General features: G+C 61.8%; 18 protein-coding genes and 2 pseudogenes. 12 read left to right on the top strand and 8 right to left on the bottom strand.

The window, feature by feature from the left end:
* Positions 1-13 precede the first annotated feature (13 nt).
* The 3 genes from trmB to ACFQJB_RS05145 are packed head-to-tail and all read left to right on the top strand — an operon-like array spanning position 14 to position 1,864.
* The gene (gene trmB / locus ACFQJB_RS05155; RefSeq protein ID WP_379724703.1) at positions 14-1,063 is read left to right on the top strand and encodes an HTH-type sugar sensing transcriptional regulator TrmB; all 1,050 of its coding nucleotides are present in this window, start codon (positions 14-16) and stop codon (positions 1,061-1,063) included.
* Positions 1,064-1,112: 49 nt separating this feature from the next.
* Positions 1,113-1,694, top strand: coding sequence for an ATPase domain-containing protein (locus ACFQJB_RS05150; protein WP_379724700.1), 582 nt, complete (start codon positions 1,113-1,115; stop codon positions 1,692-1,694).
* A 5-nt stretch (positions 1,695-1,699) separates the two neighbouring features.
* Positions 1,700-1,864 (top strand): hypothetical protein, encoded by a 165-nt coding sequence (locus ACFQJB_RS05145; RefSeq protein ID WP_379724697.1) that lies wholly within the window; start codon positions 1,700-1,702, stop codon positions 1,862-1,864.
* A 77-nt stretch (positions 1,865-1,941) separates the two neighbouring features.
* Here the strand turns inward: ACFQJB_RS05145 and ACFQJB_RS05140 are convergent, their stop codons facing one another.
* The 6 genes from ACFQJB_RS05140 to ACFQJB_RS05115 form a co-directional block, all read right to left on the bottom strand.
* Positions 1,942-2,508 carry a DUF7344 domain-containing protein gene (locus ACFQJB_RS05140; protein ID WP_379724694.1) on the bottom strand — a complete coding sequence of 189 codons (567 nt, stop codon included), beginning with the start codon at positions 2,506-2,508 and terminating at the stop codon, positions 1,942-1,944.
* Between the two features lie 92 nt (positions 2,509-2,600).
* Positions 2,601-2,771 carry a winged helix-turn-helix domain-containing protein gene (locus ACFQJB_RS05135; RefSeq protein ID WP_379724691.1) on the bottom strand — a complete coding sequence of 57 codons (171 nt, stop codon included), beginning with the start codon at positions 2,769-2,771 and terminating at the stop codon, positions 2,601-2,603.
* A complete protein-coding gene (locus ACFQJB_RS05130) occupies positions 2,768-4,456 on the bottom strand; it encodes a hypothetical protein (RefSeq protein ID WP_379724688.1) in 1,689 nt (562 codons plus the stop codon). The genes ACFQJB_RS05135 and ACFQJB_RS05130 overlap by 4 nt, the downstream gene beginning before the upstream one ends.
* A complete protein-coding gene (locus tag ACFQJB_RS05125; protein ID WP_379724685.1) occupies positions 4,453-4,818 on the bottom strand; it encodes a signal peptidase I in 366 nt (121 codons plus the stop codon). The genes ACFQJB_RS05130 and ACFQJB_RS05125 overlap by 4 nt, the downstream gene beginning before the upstream one ends.
* An 18-nt stretch (positions 4,819-4,836) precedes the next feature.
* A complete protein-coding gene (locus tag ACFQJB_RS05120; RefSeq protein WP_379724682.1) occupies positions 4,837-5,970 on the bottom strand; it encodes a DUF5305 domain-containing protein in 1,134 nt (377 codons plus the stop codon).
* Positions 5,971-6,115: 145 nt separating this feature from the next.
* Positions 6,116-6,772 (bottom strand): CheF family chemotaxis protein, encoded by a 657-nt coding sequence (locus tag ACFQJB_RS05115; RefSeq protein WP_120103153.1) that lies wholly within the window; start codon positions 6,770-6,772, stop codon positions 6,116-6,118.
* A 125-nt stretch (positions 6,773-6,897) separates the two neighbouring features.
* Between ACFQJB_RS05115 and ACFQJB_RS05110 the strand changes: the two genes are divergently transcribed.
* From ACFQJB_RS05110 to ACFQJB_RS05080, 7 genes are all read left to right on the top strand, one after another.
* Positions 6,898-7,095 (top strand): dodecin, encoded by a 198-nt coding sequence (locus ACFQJB_RS05110; RefSeq protein ID WP_120103154.1) that lies wholly within the window; start codon positions 6,898-6,900, stop codon positions 7,093-7,095.
* 81 nt (positions 7,096-7,176) lie between these two features.
* Positions 7,177-8,043: a response regulator gene (locus ACFQJB_RS05105; RefSeq protein WP_379724678.1), complete on the top strand. Its 867-nt coding sequence runs from the start codon at positions 7,177-7,179 to the stop codon at positions 8,041-8,043.
* Positions 8,030-10,429 carry a GAF domain-containing protein gene (locus ACFQJB_RS05100; protein ID WP_379724675.1) on the top strand — a complete coding sequence of 800 codons (2,400 nt, stop codon included), beginning with the start codon at positions 8,030-8,032 and terminating at the stop codon, positions 10,427-10,429. Before ACFQJB_RS05105 ends, ACFQJB_RS05100 begins: the two co-directional genes overlap by 14 nt.
* Before the next feature lie 94 nt (positions 10,430-10,523).
* Positions 10,524-12,101 carry a cryptochrome/photolyase family protein gene (locus tag ACFQJB_RS05095; protein WP_379724672.1) on the top strand — a complete coding sequence of 526 codons (1,578 nt, stop codon included), beginning with the start codon at positions 10,524-10,526 and terminating at the stop codon, positions 12,099-12,101.
* A 291-nt stretch (positions 12,102-12,392) separates the two neighbouring features.
* Positions 12,393-13,922, top strand: coding sequence for a glycerol kinase GlpK (glpK, locus tag ACFQJB_RS05090; RefSeq protein ID WP_379724670.1), 1,530 nt, complete (start codon positions 12,393-12,395; stop codon positions 13,920-13,922).
* A 74-nt stretch (positions 13,923-13,996) separates the two neighbouring features.
* The gene (locus tag ACFQJB_RS05085) at positions 13,997-14,272 is read left to right on the top strand and encodes a ubiquitin-like small modifier protein 1 (protein WP_379724667.1); all 276 of its coding nucleotides are present in this window, start codon (positions 13,997-13,999) and stop codon (positions 14,270-14,272) included.
* A gap of 59 nt (positions 14,273-14,331) precedes the next feature.
* Positions 14,332-14,862, top strand: coding sequence for a DUF5817 domain-containing protein (locus ACFQJB_RS05080; protein WP_379724664.1), 531 nt, complete (start codon positions 14,332-14,334; stop codon positions 14,860-14,862).
* Between the two features lie 18 nt (positions 14,863-14,880).
* On the opposite strand, the pseudogene hmgA reads toward ACFQJB_RS05080, so the two are convergent.
* Together hmgA and ACFQJB_RS05070 are read right to left on the bottom strand one after the other, a co-directional pair.
* Positions 14,881-16,106 (bottom strand): annotated as a pseudogene (hmgA, locus tag ACFQJB_RS05075) (hydroxymethylglutaryl-CoA reductase (NADPH)).
* 75 nt (positions 16,107-16,181) lie between these two features.
* Positions 16,182-17,156, bottom strand: a complete 975-nt coding sequence (locus ACFQJB_RS05070) for an alpha/beta hydrolase (RefSeq protein WP_379724661.1) — start codon at positions 17,154-17,156, stop codon at positions 16,182-16,184.
* A 188-nt stretch (positions 17,157-17,344) separates the two neighbouring features.
* Between ACFQJB_RS05070 and ACFQJB_RS05065 the strand changes: the two genes are divergently transcribed.
* Together ACFQJB_RS05065 and ACFQJB_RS05060 are read left to right on the top strand one after the other, a co-directional pair.
* Positions 17,345-18,655 (top strand): glycosyltransferase, encoded by a 1,311-nt coding sequence (locus tag ACFQJB_RS05065; RefSeq protein ID WP_379724658.1) that lies wholly within the window; start codon positions 17,345-17,347, stop codon positions 18,653-18,655.
* Positions 18,656-18,698: 43 nt separating this feature from the next.
* A pseudogene (locus tag ACFQJB_RS05060) lies at positions 18,699-19,404 on the top strand (DUF1405 domain-containing protein).
* Positions 19,405-19,423: the final 19 nt, after the last annotated feature.

Genomic DNA, 19,423 nt, shown 5'->3' with positions numbered 1-19,423 from the left:
GTCAGAGGCCGGTATGGCAGACGACCTCCGGATGACGCTGGAACACGTCAGCGAGCGGTTCAATCTCGGCGAGTATGAGATCGACGCCTACCTCGCCGTCCTCGAACACGGGGAACTCACCGCCAGCGAGATCGCCGACCGTACCGACATCCCCCAACCCCGGGTCTACGATACGGTGCGCAGCCTCTCGGATCGCTCCCTCGTTGAACTGCGGGAGTCACGGCCGATGCAGGTCGTCGCCATCGATCCCGAAACGGCCTTCGGCGACCTCCAGTCGTCGTTTACCGAACTTGTCGACGAACTCACCGCCCGGTACACCGCGCCGGCCCGAGACACCGAGGCGGTGTCGTTGGTCAAATCGCGGGCGACAATCATTCGCTATCTCACCGAGATTATCGAAAGTGCCGAGTACGAACTTACACTGTCGCTGACGCCGTCGCTGGTGACAGAATTCGAGGAGACCCTGCGAGCCCAGATCGATAGCGGCGTCAGTATCGAACTCCTGGTGACGCCCGCCCGTGAGGCCCCTGATCCGGCGGACTTTGACTATCAGGCGGTCGCAACGACCGTTCGGGCCCGCGAAGGGATCACGACACCGGTGTTGGCGGTTGCCGACGGCACGGATTCGATCTATGCGACCCAGGATGCTCTCCGCGATGATCGGGATCGCTACGGCGTGATCTTCAGTCGCTCCGCGCTTGGCTTTCTGGTCTCGGGCTTTTTCGAGACCGTCCTGTGGACAACCGCCGAAACGCTGTCGACGACGCCGACCGAGCGGGCGTTTCCGCGGCGATACGCCTCAATCCGCCGGGCGGTCAAGGATATCCGAGACCTCGGGGGAGACTTCTATGCGACCGTCGAGGGACGAGATACCCAAACTGGTGAGCCGGTTGTGATCAGCGGGGCTGTCGAGGACATCGAGTTCCGCGAAAACGAATCGGTTGCCTCCTTGCTCGTCGACACCGGCGACGACGAGATCCGGGTCGGCGGGCTTGTCGCCGCCTTTGAGTCGATCGAGGGGCAGGCGATCCACATCGGTCGGGAATCACCACCCGAAGTATAGGCGCATCCGGGCCCCGGTGGTTATATGCGTTCACGGCAAATCGGCGGGTATGGTCGTGACCCCGCAGCTGCAACATATCTACTCACTCGGGCTGGCTGGCCGGGATCAGGTAAACCGCGCCTTCGGTGGTGGGCTGCCGACGGGCAGTCTCGTTGCGGTTGAGGGCCGCCATGGCTCCGGCAAAAGCACCCTGGCTGGCCGGTTTGCTTACGGCCTCTGTGAACAGTCCCATACGGTCACGTATCTCTCAACCGAACGCGAGTTTGGGCGCTTCCTTAGCCAGATGCGATCGCTGTCGTATACGGTTCAGAAATCGCTGCTTCGGCGGGATCTGTTGTATCTGTACGGTGATCTCAACGGCTCCACGAAGGACGACCAGCCGGAACTGCTCTCACGGCTGCAGGCCGCCCAACGGCTGTGGACGAGCGATGTCGTTATCTTCGATACGTTCAGCGATATCCTCCTGTATGATCCGACCGTTGCGTCGCTTGCGGCCAAGGGGGCTACCGTCGGGCTGTCCAGCGGATCCTCTCATTTTTTCGGCGGATCATGGCGACGGGCACCACGATCGTGCTGTTGCTCTCACCAAGTGGGCTGCCGCAAGAAACGCTGGAACCACTCCGTGCGGTAGCTGACGTGCTGCTCGATATCACGGTCGACAACTCCAGTGGCCGGCAGTACCGCTGGATCAACGTGCGTCGCTTCGCCGGCATGGGCCAACAGGTCGACGACCACATCGCCTTTTCGATCAGGCCTGGCACCGGGATTGTCATCGAAAATCGCAGTGTTGTAAGCCGGTAAGCCACGCCGAAGCGATCGGGGGTCGCTATGGAATCAGCGTGTGTTATACAGGTGTCGGGAAGCGAGCACGTGACCGATCACGACGGCTCATCGCCATCCGCAGAGAGCAGCTCTTCGTCGGGGTCGCCGAGGCTGACGCGCTCTGACTGGCTGAAATGAACGAGCGACGAGATCAGATACGCCGCCAACACCACCGCGGCCACAACGCCCATCGAAACACCCTCGGGCAACCAGCCAAGATAGCTGAAGCCGAGAACGACACCACCGAGGATACTCAACCCAAGGTAGTACACCGACCACGGCACCGTCTCCTCGGGGACAACTTCGAGATAGACATCGAGGTTCTGGGCTTTCTCAGTCGAGGCCAGCCGGTCGCCGTCGACGGTGATCAGCCCGGCATCTTCCAGCTTTGAGAGGTGATGCTGTTGGATCGAGGTGTAGACGCGCTTTCGCTCGGTTGAGGTGATCTCGGCGATCGGCTTGTCGTACTCCCAGGCGGCGACCTGTTCGGCGACATCTGACAGCGTTGTCTCGCCGTCGGCTTGATTGCAGGCATACAGCACATACCGGCGGCGGTGGCTGCTCAACACGCTGAAGAGGGTGTTTTTACTTTCGCGGGCATCGGGGGAAATGATCGAACTCATCGGACTGTAGCCGACACAACGGCTCTATTCAAGAGCGACAAACTGGAGCTACTTAACGATACTATATGCATACGACGGTGGACGCCCCCGTATTACTCCTCGACATCGTGGCCAGCCGATCGCAACAACTCGACACACCGCTCTCGGGGGTACGCAACATCGTAGGTGTCGGCCAAATACGTCTGTAACGCCGCCGGCGTCCACGTCTCGGTGTCGACATCGACGGCTGACGGTGCGTCATTGAGCGCAGTGACCACCGTCATATACTGTTCGTCGGTGAGACCGTCGCCGCCGCCCAGCGACATGAAGTCGTCGTGGGCGGTGAGATCGTCGCCACCCTCTCCCCAGTCGTCGCTGTCGTCGTTCCCCTCAGTGCCGTCAGCATCCCAGTTGTCGCTGTCCACGTCGTCGCCAACAGCATCCCAGTCGTCAACTGTGGCGTCGTGATCGACTTTCTCGTCGGCAGCATCAGCAGCGTCGGCATCAGCATCGACAGCATCGGGGGTCGACGACGTAGCAGCTTCCGGATCCCACAGCGTCTCCTCGGCGACTGGCTCCGCGGTCGGATCCCAGTCGTCGACATCGTCGGGGGATCCTCGTCGTCGACATCGAGGTTGTCGGCGATCTCACCGTCGCTGTCGCCGTCCTCGGGATCGCGCAATGGTTTGGTCTCGAAGGCGGATTCGAACGCCGACTGCAGTTCCGGGTCGACGACGGGATCATCGGCGTCACCAGGGCCAGTATCGGCGGCATCGGCCCCACCCTCGTCGACTGGTGGCTTATCGACCTCTGCGTCCGCTGATAGATGACCGGCCCGGCGCAGCAGTCGCTTACACTCCTCGCGTGGGTAGTCAATCCCGTATTCCTCGAACAGGTACCGCTGCAACAGCGGCAGCGACCACGACTCGGCGTCAAGGCCGGCCGCCTCGGGTGGCGCATCAAGCGTGTTGTTGACGGCGACCAGTTCCGAATCGGTGAGCGTTGATCGCGGGCCGTCGGCAGCCGATGACGTGGCAGACTCGCTCGTCGACTCGGTCGGCTCGGGTGGCTGCGGCTTTGGCCCGCCGGTGGTGTCATCGGAGCGCAGCCAGTTTGTCCCGCGTTTTGCGGCGTTTTCCGATGCGGCGGGTGGGCTGGGCGGGCCTGAGCCGACGTGCCGCAGCAGGAACGAGGGCATGATCCGCCGCAGTTCCTCGCCGAGTTCGAGTTCGCGTTTTCTGGAGCGCAGCCGGAGCCGATCGGTGCCAACCGTGGCCACAAACACCCCGACGACGATGCCGCCGACAAAGAGGTTGATCCCCGCGATGGCGACGATCGGATGGATCGCATGCAAACTGGCGATCAGCGACGGCGGCAACACAACCAGATACCGGTACTCACGGACAAACCGCAGATAGCTCCCGGTCTGATCGGGGGCTTGCATCGTGATAGATGTCTCTACCGTACTGCGTCTCGGGACGTAAATCTGAGATTCACTGACCGCAACGCCGTCGCTTGCGGCCTCCAAGAAGACCATCACCGGCAGGTGGCCGCTGTTTTGTATCGCGTAGGTCACCTCACTTTCGCCTCCGACGGGGATGATCTGTGGGTTGTCGGTCGGGGCCTCCGAGCTCAGGATCTCATACTGGTAGACACCGGAGGGCAACAGCATCGAGATATTGAGCGGGATGATAACGACCAGGGTGAGCACCGCGATCACGATGATGGCGTTTTCGAAGATGCCACCCCGCGTCCGGCTTCGCTGTCGTTTGTCGGTCGCGCCGGTGACCGTCCCGTAGACAAATAACACGAGGCCGGCGACCATCGCCACCGTTGACAGCGTTGTCACCTCGATATCGAGCCCCAAGGGAACGAGAACAACGTTTTGGATCGTGGTGCCGACCGATCGCACCGCGGTGACGGAGGCCCCAAGCCCCGGAATCACGACGATCCCATCGCCGACGGTCAACGCGACGGATTTGATCTGGCCCTCCGAGACGGGGGTTCATCCCCATCCTGATCGGTAAAGGGGTTGGCATCCCCCTGGGTGATATACCCCTCGTCGGTGATCTCGACGACGCGGTGGGTCGTCAGCTCACCCCCGCCGAGATTCTGCGACTCGAAGAGGATGACATCGCCGACCTCGGGATCATCCGCGATGACCGCCGGCACCGCGAGATAGCCATCGTTTGGCTGGAGGGTCGGCACCATACTTCCGGTTTCGACGAAGACGATCGCCGGCTGGCCGAGGAGTTGACTCACCAACAACAAGAGAATGAACCCGATCAACAGCCCGCCGGCGACGTACTGCAGGAACTCTGAGGGTTTCATCGAGGGACACCCGCCGGATCAGAACTCATACTCATCGAACTCGTCGATGGTCGTATCCGCGTAGCTCACCAGCCAGTCGCGGGCCGGGGAGTCCGGCTGGATGTAGATGTAGATGTAGGTGTCATCCAACACGGTGCTGACGCCCAACTGCTCGTCTTCGATGACGCGTTTGTTGGTGTCGATCGCGACGTCCACCAGTCCCTCTAAGGTGTCGACGAGGACGGTCTGTTCGTACTCCCGCTCGGAGGGGAACTCGCCGGTGGTGATCCACTCGGAGAACCGCTCGCGGGCCTGTTCGATCTCAAGGAGCTCCTCTTCTTCGTCGGTCAGTTCGGTGTACCCGGTGTACCGGAGTCCGACGATGACAACTAACAGCATAACGACCAGCCCAAAGGCGATAATCGAGCCGTAGGCTTGGAGCGGCGAGGGCTCCGCTAAGACCTCAACGGTCTCGAAGGACTCGTGTGTCTCATCGATGGTCTCGGCCTCCGCAACCCGGAACGTCGACGGCGAGACAACGATCGGCAGTTCGCTCCGGTAGGTCGTCTCGACGCTGTCGCTTTCGACAGTGCCGGACAGCTCCGAGACCGACACCACCCGCACGTCGACGATGCCTTCAGTCGCATCAAGCTGCTGTTCGACGGTGCCGATCGTTCGCAACACCTCGATGATGTTGACCGTAAAGTCGACGCGGTGGGTTTCGTCGGGCGAAAGCGTCTCGCTGTCGACAGCCAATGGCTCGGTGAGTTCCCAGTAGGTCTCGGTCATATTGCCGTTTTCCATCCGGCCGCCGCGGATCAGCAGATAGGTGTCGGTGGTAACGGCAACGCTGCCGCTGTCAGCGGTGTACTCGTAGCTGTAGGTGCCCTCCAACTGTTTTGAGAGCGCAGTGTAGTAGAGTGGCCGGTTACTTGCTCGGTCGCCGGCAGCAAACGGCAGGCTGTCGTTAGTGATCGGCGCGCTGTGGCTGTAGTCGGTTGACTCCGACCACTGTTCGGTCAGCCGCTGTTCGGTCTCGACGCTGGGTTCGAGATTGATCTGATACGCCCACCAGCCGACGCCGGCAGCCGCAAGAACCAGGATGATGATGAGCACGGTCGCCCACTCGTTGAGAAACGAGCGGATGCGAAGTGAGCGATCGATCTCTGCCATCTATTGACCCCATCGCACGGGCGTTCTCATTCGACAGCGATCGGACACCCGTCGCTCCGAGCGGCGGGGACGAGTCGATCGCTGGCGTCGCTGCATATCGCCATAAAGCACGCCGGCTGGTATAAGTGCAGTGCCTACACAACCCTTACAGCGTATCGTCGTCGATGCGCTCGCCAACAAGCATGTAGCCCCGGCCTGTGAGCATGCTGCCGATCCCGCCGCCGCTGATCAGGCCGGCCTCGCGAAGCGGCCCAAAGAGCTCAGTGATGTCGGCGGTCGATTTTTGGAGGATCGATTCGATGTCGATATCGCCGACAGCCGAATACAGGGTGACAAGCAGTTCGAGTTGTGCCGCAGAGAGGTCGACAGCCGCGATTGTTCGTCGCTGCTTGCGGTAGTATCGACGGAGGAACTGCGTGAAGAGTGTGTGTTCTCGGTCGTCCCAGACGCTAAATTCGGTTGTGTAGACGGTTGCCGGCGGATCGAGATGCCGAACCCCGACCGTCTCGACGCGCGTACCGTTGATCGTCCGGTGGCTCCGACCAACACCGATGATATCGGTAAACCTGATCCGGAGGGTGCCGACCATGCGGGCCAGCTTTTCGACGCGAATGGTGCGACGACTGATGGTGAGTCGACCGGCAGCCGGTGGCGTATCAAGCACCCGCCCGCCGCGTTTGGCCGGATGGATGACTCCGACTGGGGTGTCTGTCAGCGGGTCGGCGTCGGGTTCGCTGACGATCCACGGCGACTGCTCGACCAGCCGTGTCTGCTCGCCGCGGGGCTCCGGGGGTCGACGCATGCCCGATGGTCACCACCCGTCGGCCAAAACAGTACGGTCTGCGCTCGGTTCATGGGCAGTCGCTTGGGGTGAGGTCGGTGTTTGGGGGTGGCTTTTTAGTCACCGGCGTGAAAGGTTCTGTTGCAATGGTACACAAAAAGGTCACACTCATCGGCACCAGCACGGATAGCTTCGATGCAGCCGTCGACGACGCCATCGCTCGCGCCCGCGACACCCTGGAGAACCTCCATTGGGTTGAAGTCCAAGAGTTGGGCGTCGAACTCGCCACCGCCGACGATAAGGAGTATCAGGCGGAAGTCGAGGTCGCCTTCGAACTCGAATAGTCGCTGGTGGCGACGACTCACAGCCTCACAGACAACCACCCGCCCCAAAGTGATTTTACACCCGCTGTTCGTGGTACACCCATGAGCGACAGCGGGCCACTCGGCGATGCCGGTGCGTCCACAGCCTTCCGTGAGGCCGCAGCCCTCCTTGCTGAGCCGTGGCCACCGGTCGTCCTCCGAGCGTTGGCCGACAGCGACGGGATGACATTTGAGGAACTCGCTGCGGCACTCCCCGAGATTACCGAGGAACTACTCGGTGAGACGCTGTCAACGCTTGAGGCTACCGACAGTCTCGAACAGGTCAAGATCGGCCAGCATCCACCGGAGTTCGCCTACGTGCTGACCGATCGCGGCGCGGAGTTGGAGGCGATCTGTCGGCAGCTCGCCGACTGGGTCGATACCGCCCCCGAGGAAGAGCGGATCATCGTCGTCGCCGACGACGACCGACGGGTCGCAACGATGCATACCTCGTGGCTCTCCGGGGAGTATGCGGTACGCACCGCCCATGATGGCGATGAGACGATTGAGGAGCTCGGCCCCGAGGTCGACGTGCTCGTCCTCGATCGCCGGATGCCGGGGCGTTCCGGCGACGAGGTGTTGGCGTGGCTCCGCGAACAGGAGTATGACACCCGGGTTGTGATGATCACCGCCGAGGAACCCGGCGAGGATCTCTTTGATCTCGATTTCGATGAGTATCTGACCAAACCGGTGTCGGAAGCCGAGTTCAAGAGTGTTGTCGCCGACCTGATCGAACGGGGCGAGTACGATAGCCAACTGCAGGCGTATCTCGCCCGGCAGTCGACAGTCAGAGCGCTTCAGGCAGCTGAAGACGGGGATGCCGATGGCGTGAACGAGGACGACGCACCAACCCCACCCGACGAGGGCCGCCAGCCAACTGACGCCGATACCGATGGCTTCGAGTGGTCGGACTCCAATGGGAACTCATAGCACGATGCCTCCTGACGACACTTTCGTGCTCGGCGATGATGCGTCGATCGACGCGGTGCTCGATCGCATCGACGACGCCGTGTACGCCCTCGACACAGACTGGCGGTTCACCTTCTGTAACGAGCACGCCGCCGAGCTGCTTGCGTCAGACCCGGAGACACTGCTCGGCCAAACGCTGTGGGAGGCGTTTCCGGAAGCCGCCGAGGGCCTCGTCGGCGAGGAGTTTCGCACCGCGATGGAAACCGGTGAGATGACCCGCTTCGATATCTACTATGAACCGCTTTCGCGATGGTTCTCCGTGCGGGCTCATCCCAGCGACACGGGGCTCACCGTGGTCTTCCGTGATCTTGCCGATCAGGACGGCCATGACCTCGATTTACAGCGGAAACAGCGGCTCTTTGAGGCGGTGTTCGAGCAGACCGCAGACGCCCTGATCGTTGCCGACGGCGACCGCCGGATCACGGATCTCAACCCAACCGCGGAATCGCTGTTCGGCTATACGACCGAGGAGGTAGTCGGCCAGCCGGTGTCGACGCTGTACGGTGAGCCGATCGGCGAAGACGACGCCACCCAACCGAGCGACCAGCCCTACGTCCTCACCTACAAACGGGCCGACGGCACGACCTTCGAAGGCGAGACGCTCAGCACGACGCTGACCGGCCCCAACGGGGCGGCGTTGGCGACGCTGGCGTCGATCCGCGACGTGAGCAGCCGGATGGCCTACGAGCGACAGATCGAAGCCCGAAACGACGCCCTCCGACGGTTCCATGCGATCACGACCGACGAGGAACGTTCCTTCGAGGCAACCGTCGAGTCGATGTTGGCACTCGGGGTCGATTATCTCGATGTCGATATTGGCGTCTTTGCCAGCATCGACAGTGGCGACTACGCGGTGGAGGCTGCCGTCCCGGACAATGCGCCGATTACCGCTGGCGACAGCTTTGCGCTTGAGGAAACCTACTGTAAACCCGTCGTTGAGGCCGGCGAGCCTGTCACTTTCACCAGCGGCCCGGATGGCGAGGACGCCGACACATCAGCGTATGGTACCGACGGCTTTCAGACCTATCTCGGTGTGCCGGTTGTCGTCGACGACACGCCGTACGGGACGCTCTGTTTTGCCGCCCGAGACAGCCGACGCGAGGGCTTTAGCGACGGCGACACCGCCTTCGCCCAGATCGCCGCTCAGTGGCTTGGCTCCGAGCTTTCGAGCAACGCCTTCGAGGCCAAACTCACCGCGCTCAACGAGACCGCCAGACAGCTGATGGCCGCGGAATCTCGCGACGCAATCGCCGAGGTCACAGCCGAGCGAGCGGCGGCGGTACTCGACCTGCCGCTCACCGGCATCTGGTGGTACGATGACGACCGCGAGGCCCTCGTGCCGGCGACCCAAACGGCGGCAGCCGCCGAATTGATCGACGACCAGCCGACGTTCCACCAAGGTGACGCCGTCGCGTGGGAGGCATTCACCGACGGTGAGACCCGTGTATACGACGACCTCACCGCTGCCGAGGCGTTGCACAACGACGAGACGGTCTTCGGCTCGGAAGTGTTGGTGCCACTCGGCGACCACGGGATCCTTGTGACCGGTGCGACGACAGCGCATGCGTTCTCGGAGACCGATCGCACGCTGATCGATGTGTTGGCAGCGACGGTCACCGCCGCCCTCGATCAGGCCGAACGCGAGGCGGTGCTGCGGGAGACACAGGCCGAACTCGAAGCCGCAAACGAGGAACTCGCACTGTTGAATCAGGTTGTTCGCCACGATATCAAAAACGACGTGGCAGTGATCTTAGGCCACGGCAAAAGCCTCGCCGACCAGCTTGATGAGTCGACGGCCGACTCCCTCCAGCCCGTGTTGCGGGCTGCGACCCACATCACCGATATCACCGAGACAGTCGGTGAGTTCCTTGACGTGATCGGCGGCGACGCCGAACCCGCACTGGAACCGATTGACCTCACCGCAGTGTTGACCGACGAATGCCGAAAAGCCCGCCGCACCTACGAGGATGCTGACATCCAAATCGACGATGGGTTTCCGACCGGGGTTGAGGTTGCGGCGACGGAACTGCTCTCCTCGGTGTTTCGAAACCTGATCACCAACGCGATCACGCACAACGACAAATCGACACCCGAGGTGACGATCAGCGGCGAGGAGCGCGGCGACAGCGTCGTCATCCACGTTGCCGACAACGGCCCCGGCATCCCCGAGGATCGCCGCCAAGAGATCTTCGGCCGCGGGGAACACGGGTTAGAAAGCCCTGGCTCGGGGATCGGGCTGTATCTCGTCGATACCCTCACCGACATCTATGACGGCGACATCGAGATCACCGACAACGAGCCCGAGGGCAGCGTGTTTACACTCACGCTCCAGAAAGCGTCGTCGTAATCGACACGGTCGACCCGGACTGATTCCAACCGGTCGCAGCGACTCGGTGGTATCACGGCTACACGGCTAAGTGTGCGGGCCCACTACCAGAAGTATGCAACAGCCGATCGTCGGCGACCCGCCGGACTACTCGCTTCGCGATACCGACGTGCCGTGGGTGCTGGGGACACAGCTCACCACGCGATCCGGGCCGATTGCGCGAGCACCCGAGGGCTCGCCGGTGCTCATGATCGAGGCCCACGACTTTGCGGCGCGGAAACCGTATCACCACCACAAGCTGACACTCGTCTTTGCTGCGATGCGACACTTTCGGGATCGACTCCGCGACGCCGGCTACGAGGTGATCTACATCACGGCTGAGAGCTTCGCCGACGGGCTGGCGACGTTTTTCGACGACTACCCAGAGGCACGGTTGGTGGCGATGCGGTCGCCAAGCTACGGCTCCGAACGCCGGTTTCGGGAGTTGATCGAGGCCGCCGACGGCGACGTGCGATTCGTTGACAACGAGTTGTTTGTAAGCACCCGACAGGCTTTCGACGAGTGGGCTAACGCCGATCCCGACGACGAGACACCGACGTTCAAACATGAATCGATGTATCGGTGGCTGCGCCGCGAGACCGGGGTGTTGATGAACGGCGACCAGCCGGTTGGCGGGGAGTGGAACTACGACGACGAGAACCGTGAGTTTCCCGACGAGACGTGGACAGCCCCGCCGACGCCGTCATACGATCCCGACGAGCGAACGGCCGAGACGGCCGCGTGGGTCGAGGACACCTTCGAAACGTGGGGGAACACCTCAGTTGACAACTTCCCGTGGCCGGTCACCCGCGAGCAGGCCTGCGACGCACTGGATCGGTTTCTCGATGAGCGACTCGGCGAGTTCGGTCGGTATCAGGATGCGATGCGAGCCGATGACTGGGCGATGGCCCACTCCCTGCTCGGCTCATCGATCAATCTCGGACTGTTGCATCCGGTTGAGGTCATCGACGCGATTACTGACCCCGACGAGTCCCGTGATCTCCCGCTCAACGCCGTTGAGGGCTGTGTTCGCCAGATACTCGGCTGGCGGGAGTTCATGCGACATGTCTATCGGCATGCGATGCCAGCCCTCGCAGAAGCCAACCAACTCGATGCGACTGCGTCGCTGCCGGCATTCTACTGGGACGGCGACACCGAGATGGAATGTCTCTCACAGACGATCAGTGAGGTTCACGATCGCGGCTACTCCCATCACATCCAGCGGCTGATGGTGTTGGCCAACTTCGCCACGCTGTGGGGTGTCGAACCCAGCGAACTCAACGACTGGTTTCATGCGACCTACGTCGATGCCTACCATTGGGTGACAACACCGAACGTGATCGAGATGGGCCAGTACGGCCACGGCGTCTTCGCCACGAAACCCTACGTCTCCTCGGCCAACTATATCGACAAGATGTCGGACTATTGTAGTGACTGCAAGTATTATAAGACGAAGACGACCGGCGAGAACGCCTGTCCGTTCAACGCGTTGTACTGGGACTTTCTTGATCGCAACGAGGAGCAACTTCGGAGCAACCACCGCATGGGGCTGATGTATAGTCACGTTGACGACAAACAGGAAAGCGAGGAGATGGCGTCGATCCGCGAGCGTGTTGCCGAGCTTCGAACGAAGGCTGCTGATGGGCGGCTCTGACCAGCGGATACGTGATAATTGTCATATACGAGGTGGCTAACATATCGGACACGCATTTATTTGCACCATTTGCGAGCTCAAAATGGATGTATATATGATTATAAATAGCCTTTTCTCAGTTTTAGCAGAAATTAACATACAAATATAAACATGATATATCCTAAATGATCATGCTTATACCGGTGGTTTCTGTACTGACAGTATGGCTCGGGCGCACCCGGTGACACCCCATCTCAACGCCGAGTGGCTTCACTGTCACCATGCTGCCCGCCATACTACCAGGTGAGATCTATGACAGACACATACGTTGGGTCAATCGACCAAGGGACGACCGGTACCCGCTTCATGGTCTTCGACCATGACGGGAATGTTGTATCGCAAGCCTACGAAAAACACGAACAGATCTATCCGGAGCCCGGCTGGGTCGAACACGACCCGATGGAAATCTGGGAGAACACGAAGCTCGTCATCAACGAGGCCCTCGACAAAGAGGGACTTGATGCCGAGCAGCTCGAATCGATCGGGATCACCAACCAGCGCGAGACCACGATTATCTGGGATGCCGAAACCGGCAAACCAGTACACAACGCCCTCGTCTGGCAAGACCGTCGTACGACCGATCGCGTCGAAGAAATCCAGGAAGCCGGCAAGGTAGAGGAGATCCGCGAGAAGACCGGTCTCGAATGTGATGCGTACTTCTCGGCGACGAAAGCCGAGTGGATCCTCGACAACGCCGACCCGATTAAGCTTCAGCGATCGCGGCCGGAAGACGTCCGCGACCGCGCCGAAGACGGCGAGCTCATGATGGGCACCCCGGACACGTGGGTTATCTACAACCTTACTGGCAACCACATCACCGACGTGTCCAACGCATCCCGCACGATGCTCTACGACATCAACGAGCTCGAATGGGACGACGAACTCCTCGACGAGTTCAACGTTCCCCGAGAGATCCTGCCCGAGGTTCGTCCGTCTTCGGACGACGAGACCTACGGTTCCACGGACGCCGACGGCTTCCTCGGTGCCGAAGTGCCCGTCGCGGGTGCCCTCGGCGACCAGCAGGCCGCCCTGTTCGGCCAGACCTGCTTCGACGCCGGTGACGCCAAGAACACCTACGGTACCGGCTCGTTCATGCTCATGAACACCGGCAACGAGGCCGTCAGCTCCGATCACGGCCTCCTCACCACCATCGGCTTCCAGAAATCCGGTGGCGACGTGCAGTACGCCCTCGAAGGCTCGATCTTCATTACCGGTGCCGCGATCGAGTGGCTCGAAGACATGACGCTCATCGAGGACGCTGCCGAGTCCGAAGAACTCGCACGCAGCGTCGACTCGACTGACGGCGTCTATGTCGTCCCAGCGTTCACTGGTCTCGGTGCACCCCACTGGGATCAGCGCGCACGCGGGACGATCGTCGGCATGACCCGTGGTACCCGACGCGAACACATCGTTCGCGCCACGCTCGAATCCATCGCCTACCAGACCAAAGACGTCGCCGAAGCGATGGTCTCCGACGCCGACATCGACCTGTCGAGCCTCCGCGTCGACGGCGGTGCGGTCAAAAACAACTTCCTCTGTCAGCTCCAAGCCAACATCATCGGCACGGAAATCGTCCGCCCGGTCGTCGACGAGACGACCGCCCTTGGCGCGGCCTACGCCGCCGGCCTCGCCGTCGGCTACTGGGACACGGTTGACGAACTCCGCGACAACTGGCAGGTCGACCGACGCTTCCCACAAGACCCCGACGCAGACATCGAGGTCAACTACGGACGCTGGAAGGACGCCGTCGAACGATCTGAAGACTGGGCACAGGACGAGTAAGCCGTCCCGAGCTTCGTTATTTTTTGCTGCGGTGTCGACGAAACGCTGATACAGCAGTATACCGACCGTCACGTATGCGCTGGAAGCTGTTTGCGGATCTCGCCGAACGCGCCGGCGACGACGAGATCGACGTCTCCGTCGACGACAGCGAACCGACCGCCGGTGATGCGCTCGACGCGCTGTTGGCCGAGTATCCCCAGTTAGCGGATCGGGTGTTCACAGCCGACGGTGACCTCGAATCCCATCTCAATCTGCTGCGGAACGGCGAGAACGTCAGCGACACCGGCCTCGCCACGCCCGTCAGCGACGACGACGAACTCGCGTTGTTTCCGCCGGTCAGCGGTGGGTAACCGAACGCTGCCGCACCGCGACCCACAAACTCAACACGGTACACCGAGACGACCATCATATGTACGCGGTCGTTGGCTGCAACAACTGCAGTATGCTGTGGCTCCTTACTGATCCTGAGTGCGCGGACTCCGCGACGTGCCCACGGTGTGAGCGGACGCACCAAACAAGCAAGCTGAAACGGTTGTTCGAATCCAAGGATCGATCGGCAGCCAGAGAGGCCCGATCAGCGTTGCTGGCGAAAAAACAGGGTGATTCCGCAGCCTTCGCTGATGTCGCCCACGTCTCCGAACTCGAAGCGCAGGCCGAAGACGCCGGCATCGATGACCGCGAGTATCTGGAAGCGTCCGGGATCGATACCGACAGCGTCGCCGCCGCGGGCGAGACAACACGCGAGACAGCAAGCTCACACGACGAGATCGTTCGGGAAGCCGTCCGCGAGGCCGGCGGCGAGGATCGACCGACAGAGAGCGAGATCATCGACTACGCCGCCGATCGTGGCGTGCCGGCGGGAAAAACGAGCAAACTTCTCGAAAAACTCTGTCGGGTGGGTGACGCCTCAGAAAGTCGCGGTCGGTATCGACTCCTGTAGCTGCTGGGAGCCTGCCAATTATCGCCCAAGCGATTCGTGGGCACTCGACAGATGCCGCGAGCCGAGCGCGGCGAGCAGGGAGAGTTCGCCCGCAGTGCGCCGACCGCAATCGCCTCCGCCAGCGCGTCGGCGTTGCTCCCGGCGGGGTCGCCACCGCCGCCGACGCCAAGGATGTCGAGGGCTTCCGACTGCGTTGGGAGCTTCGTCCCGCCGCCGACGGTGCCGACTTCGAGACTCGCCAGCGACACCGACATGTAGAGGTCGCCGTCGTCGGTCTCCTCGGCGGTCGTAATCGCGTTCGCCCCCTCGACGACCTGGGCTTCGTCCTGGCCGGTCGCCAGGAACATCGCCGCGACCGGGTTGGCGACGTGGGCGTTGAATCCGAGCGCGCCGGCTTTCGCCGAGCCGAGGAGATTCTTTCGGGTGTTGATCTCGGCGATGGCTTCGGGCGTGGTATCGAGGGTTTCGACGACGACCTCGCTGGGGACGACGACATCGGCTGTCACCGAGCGGCCGCGGCCCTCGACCGCGTTGATCGCTGCTGGCTTCTTGTCCGTACAGAGATTCCCCGACAGCGCAACCAAGGAGGCGGCCGTCTCATCTTCGACGACCTCACAGGCGGCCTTCGTGGCGATGGTGACCATGTTCATCCCCATCGCGTCCTTCGTGTCGTACTGGAACCGGAGATAGACGTTGTTACCGACGACGTAGGGCGTCACGTCCTGTAGCTCGCCGTGGTTTGTCGTCTCCTCGGCAGCCTCACGCAGGGCAGCTTCGTTGTCCCGAACCCACTCGACGAGCGCGAGAGCTTCGGCCACATCGGTGACGCTGAACACCGGCGCGCGGGTCATCCCAGCTTTCGTCACGCGGGCGGTCGCACCGCCGGCCTTGTTGATGACCGAGCAGCCACGATTGACCGAAGCCAACAGCGCGCCCTCAGTCGTCGCCAACGGGAGATAGCGTTCGTCGTCCAGTGCGGCCCCGTTGATATCGACCGGGCCGACGACGCCCAGCGGCACCTGTACAGTGCCGATCATGTTCTCGATGTTTGGTTCGGCGACCGCCGCCGGGAAGCCGTAGTCGCCGATGGCCTCACAGTCGGCGTCGGCAGCGGTTTCAACGACCTGCCGGCGAACGGCGGCAGCGGTGTCGGAATCAGTGTGGTCAGTCAGTTCATGAAGGCGGAGCTCGCCGGCCTCGACGCGCTCGGCGAGGGCGGCCACGCGGTCGGCGTCTGCGGTCATAGGGAGGCCTGCGGGCGGCGGTTGCTAAGGGTTGTCGGTTGTCGCTGTCGACGGCGACAGCCGGTCACCGCACGATCACTGCCGGTGGTCGACTGTCGCCCGGAGGAAGGTGAGTTGGTGACCGACAACGGTCTCGAAGTCCGCATCGAAGACGCTCATGTGGTCGGCCGGGAGTTCGATATACGTCGATTCTGGGATGCGGTCGGCCACGGCTTCGGGGCCTTCGGCGGGAACGATCTGATCCCGACTGCCTCCAATAACGAGCGTGGGACAGCGAATTTCGTCGGCGGTCGTGATCGGTCGATATGATGGCAGCGCGAGAAAAATCCGTGCCGGCAGCCGATTGACCCAATCGGAATCGCGGTCGACGGCATCGAGGATCGCCCGCTTCGCGCCCGGAGCGGTTAGCACCGCGAACTCGCCGGGGTCGTCAACGAGTCGCACCTCGTGTCCTCGACCGATCTTTGCGCCGACTGCGTCCCGCAGGCCAGCCACCGTCGATTGCAGGAACTGTTTGGGCTGTCGCAGCGAGCGACGGAGTTCCTGCCGGCCATCAACGAAGGGAGCCGTTGCGATCACGCCGGCGACGCGGAAGTCATCGGCAGCGACCGAGAGGACGTGACCACCGGAAAAGGAGTAGCCCCAGAGGATGAGCCGATTGCTGTCGACAGCGTCGGTGTCAATCATCGCTTCGATCGCAGCCTCGTAGTCGGCGATCTGTTTTTGTGGATCGGCGAGCCCCCGTGGCTTACCCTCGCTGTCACCGTGATGGCGGAAATCAAAGACGAAGGCAGCGAAGCCAGCAGCCGCAAACCGCTCGGCGACCGCGGGGAGGACAAAGGATCGCCACATGCCGAGCCCAGGTGCCATCACCACAACCGGTGGCGTGTCGATGTCGGCGGGCAGGTACAGCGTCCCGACACAGGTCTCGCCGTCGCTGTCGAACTCGATGGTACGGATCGAGTACGCTTCCCGCGTCGGACGGCGAAGCGACTGCTGGGCTCGTGCGTTCGGGCGTCTCCGACCACGGGAATGGGCTGACTCGCTCATGGGGCCTCCAACTGTGGGAGTGCTGTGGCTGTCATACGTCTCATCTGTCGGCTGGGAACTAAACCGTTGACCCTGAAATGAACACAAAACTGATCGACAGTCTCGACTGTGGATGCCTCCCATGCCAAATGTTGGGTATGATCGACGCTGCGGGTCGTTTTCGAGGGCTTTTACTTGATAGCGACAGCATGTTTGATCACTACCCCGCTATGAGAGCCCATCTCCAACGTGCGTTTGAAACGATCGGGTGGGCCGGAACCGCCCTGCTGTTGGTGCTTTTCGGCCTCTATCAGGGGATCCAACAGCAGGTGCTCACCGTCGAGCTGCTGTGGCTCTCTCTCGAAATCGTCTGGCTCGATGCCATCTCGGCCAGCCTCGTCTTTACCGGCTTTCTCCTGTTTAGCGGGCTGTTGTTAATCCACGAAGTCTCGACGCCTGCGACCAATGTCGCCGAACTCACCGACGGCCCGAAGCTGACGGCGATTATTCCGGTCTATCGAGACGCGAATGTCCTCCATCGGAGCGTCGACAGCCTGCGAGCGTCGACCTACGAGAATCGTGAGATCGTTATCGCCTGCGAACCCGACGACGAAGCGACGATCACGGCTGCCAGATCCATGACCGACGATACCGTGTCGGTGATGATCAACGAGCATCCGGGCTCGAAAGCCGGCGCGATCCAAACAGTCGTTGAACGGGCTGAAAGCGACGCCTTCGCCGTCTTCGACGCCGACGAGGTCGTTGACGACTCGTTCCTTGCCAGCGGCATGGGCGCACTCCACATCGAGGGCCACGACGTATTCCAGGGTCGTCGGATCCCCGAGCCAACCGGCTTCGTCGAGACGTTGGCCTACTGTGAGCGCGTGACGTTCCACGCCAGCTACAAGCTGGTTGAGTTGACCGGGTTCCGCAACTGCCGGAGTTCGTCGACGGTCTTTACCCGAGAAGCGTACGAAACAGTCGGCGGCTACGACGATCTGCTGACCGAAGACCTTGCTTTCGCCCACAAATGCTACCGCCATGATCTGTCGGTACGACAGGCCCGAAACTACACGAGCCTGATGGAGGCCCCACACACGCTCACAGACTTCTGGGGACAGCGCAAACGATGGCGCATTGGACAGGTCGAAGTGCTGCATGCGACGCTGATGGGGCGGCTCACCGACGGGATTCGACACCGCCGCTGGATCTCGATGTCGCGGATGATCACGAGCATCGGCGGCAGCATCTTCCTGTTGGTGTTGCTCTCGAAGCTCTCGGTGTTGGTGCTGTTCGATGCCACGCTGTTTTATCTTCTCCCGATTTTCGCGACCGCGCTTATCGCCGCCGGCGTCGGCTGGGCGGACACCCGAGCCGGCGACATCGACTCGGTTGTCTCGATTACGCTCATCGCACCGTTTGTCTACCCGGTTTTTGGCGTCCTCATGCTCAAATCAATCCTTGAGTACGCCGTCAGCTGGGACGGCACGTGGTACCACGTCGAGAAGACCGGTGCCTGAGCGGCATCGCGTCACTTATTGAACTCGCCGGCGCACCGCCGGTATGTCCCGGCTGCTGCGTGATCGACAGTCACTGCCCGCTCGTGATGACCTGCCGTGGTGGCTGTCGCCGGTGCCAACCACCCAGGAATCTCGGCTTCCGGCTCGTCTGGCTCGTTGTCGCCATCAACCTCGCGGGCACCGCCTTTGGGTTCTGGTACTACCGCGCTCAATTTGCCGCGACGCCCACAGAAATGTGGCTCTTTGTCCCTGACAGCCCGATGGCAACGCTATTTATCGCGGGTGCGTTCGCGCTGTGGGCTGTTGGGCGAGCCAACGACACGCTGACGACATTGGCCTTTTTTGGCAACATCAAACTCGGCTTGTGGACGCCGTGGGTGTTGGTTGTCTTCGCCGAGGAGTTCCTCGCGTTCACACCGCTCCCGCTGTATGCCTTCCTCCTCGTCAGCCATCTCGCCATGGTCGTCCAAGCGTTCGTCCTCCACCGAATAACCGACTTTCCGGTTCGGGCGGTCAGCCTCGCGGTACTGTGGTACACAGTCGACCTCACGGTTGACTACTTTATCCCCATTGTCGGTGAGCCACACCATACAGCGATCCCGCTGGCCCGCGAGACACCGATCGCACTGGAGGCAACGGCGTTTCAACTGGCGGGGTGGGCTGCGGTCGTCCTGACGGTACTGCCGCTGTTGTGGGCGTTGGCAACGCGGGTTCGGAAGCTGAAAGCGGGGGATTCATTCGATCGCTGAGACGGCAGCCGACGAGAGG

It is taken from the genome of Halonotius sp. GCM10025705, from assembly GCF_042662885.1.
GTDB lineage: Archaea > Halobacteriota > Halobacteria > Halobacteriales > Haloferacaceae > Halonotius > Halonotius aquaticus.
The sequence above is the reverse complement of the archived record's forward strand: the minus strand, read 5'-3'. Positions and strand labels throughout refer to the sequence as shown.

What these genes read in the sequence shown, in the direction of transcription:
- trmB (WP_379724703.1), top strand. Translation starts at nt 14, where the DNA reads ATGGCAGACGACCTCCGGATGACGCTGGAACACGTCAGCGAGCGGTTC.
- ACFQJB_RS05150 (WP_379724700.1), top strand. Translation starts at nt 1,113, where the DNA reads ATGGTCGTGACCCCGCAGCTGCAACATATCTACTCACTCGGGCTGGCT.
- ACFQJB_RS05140 (WP_379724694.1), bottom strand. Translation starts at nt 2,508, where the DNA reads ATGAGTTCGATCATTTCCCCCGATGCCCGCGAAAGTAAAAACACCCTC.
- ACFQJB_RS05135 (WP_379724691.1), bottom strand. Translation starts at nt 2,771, where the DNA reads ATGACGGTGGTCACTGCGCTCAATGACGCACCGTCAGCCGTCGATGTC.
- ACFQJB_RS05125 (WP_379724685.1), bottom strand. Translation starts at nt 4,818, where the DNA reads ATGAAACCCTCAGAGTTCCTGCAGTACGTCGCCGGCGGGCTGTTGATC.
- ACFQJB_RS05120 (WP_379724682.1), bottom strand. Translation starts at nt 5,970, where the DNA reads ATGGCAGAGATCGATCGCTCACTTCGCATCCGCTCGTTTCTCAACGAG.
- ACFQJB_RS05115 (WP_120103153.1), bottom strand. Translation starts at nt 6,772, where the DNA reads ATGCGTCGACCCCCGGAGCCCCGCGGCGAGCAGACACGGCTGGTCGAG.
- ACFQJB_RS05110 (WP_120103154.1), top strand. Translation starts at nt 6,898, where the DNA reads ATGGTACACAAAAAGGTCACACTCATCGGCACCAGCACGGATAGCTTC.
- ACFQJB_RS05105 (WP_379724678.1), top strand. Translation starts at nt 7,177, where the DNA reads ATGAGCGACAGCGGGCCACTCGGCGATGCCGGTGCGTCCACAGCCTTC.
- ACFQJB_RS05100 (WP_379724675.1), top strand. Translation starts at nt 8,030, where the DNA reads ATGGGAACTCATAGCACGATGCCTCCTGACGACACTTTCGTGCTCGGC.
- ACFQJB_RS05095 (WP_379724672.1), top strand. Translation starts at nt 10,524, where the DNA reads ATGCAACAGCCGATCGTCGGCGACCCGCCGGACTACTCGCTTCGCGAT.
- glpK (WP_379724670.1), top strand. Translation starts at nt 12,393, where the DNA reads ATGACAGACACATACGTTGGGTCAATCGACCAAGGGACGACCGGTACC.
- ACFQJB_RS05085 (WP_379724667.1), top strand. Translation starts at nt 13,997, where the DNA reads ATGCGCTGGAAGCTGTTTGCGGATCTCGCCGAACGCGCCGGCGACGAC.
- ACFQJB_RS05080 (WP_379724664.1), top strand. Translation starts at nt 14,332, where the DNA reads ATGTACGCGGTCGTTGGCTGCAACAACTGCAGTATGCTGTGGCTCCTT.
- ACFQJB_RS05070 (WP_379724661.1), bottom strand. Translation starts at nt 17,156, where the DNA reads ATGAGCGAGTCAGCCCATTCCCGTGGTCGGAGACGCCCGAACGCACGA.
- ACFQJB_RS05065 (WP_379724658.1), top strand. Translation starts at nt 17,345, where the DNA reads ATGTTTGATCACTACCCCGCTATGAGAGCCCATCTCCAACGTGCGTTT.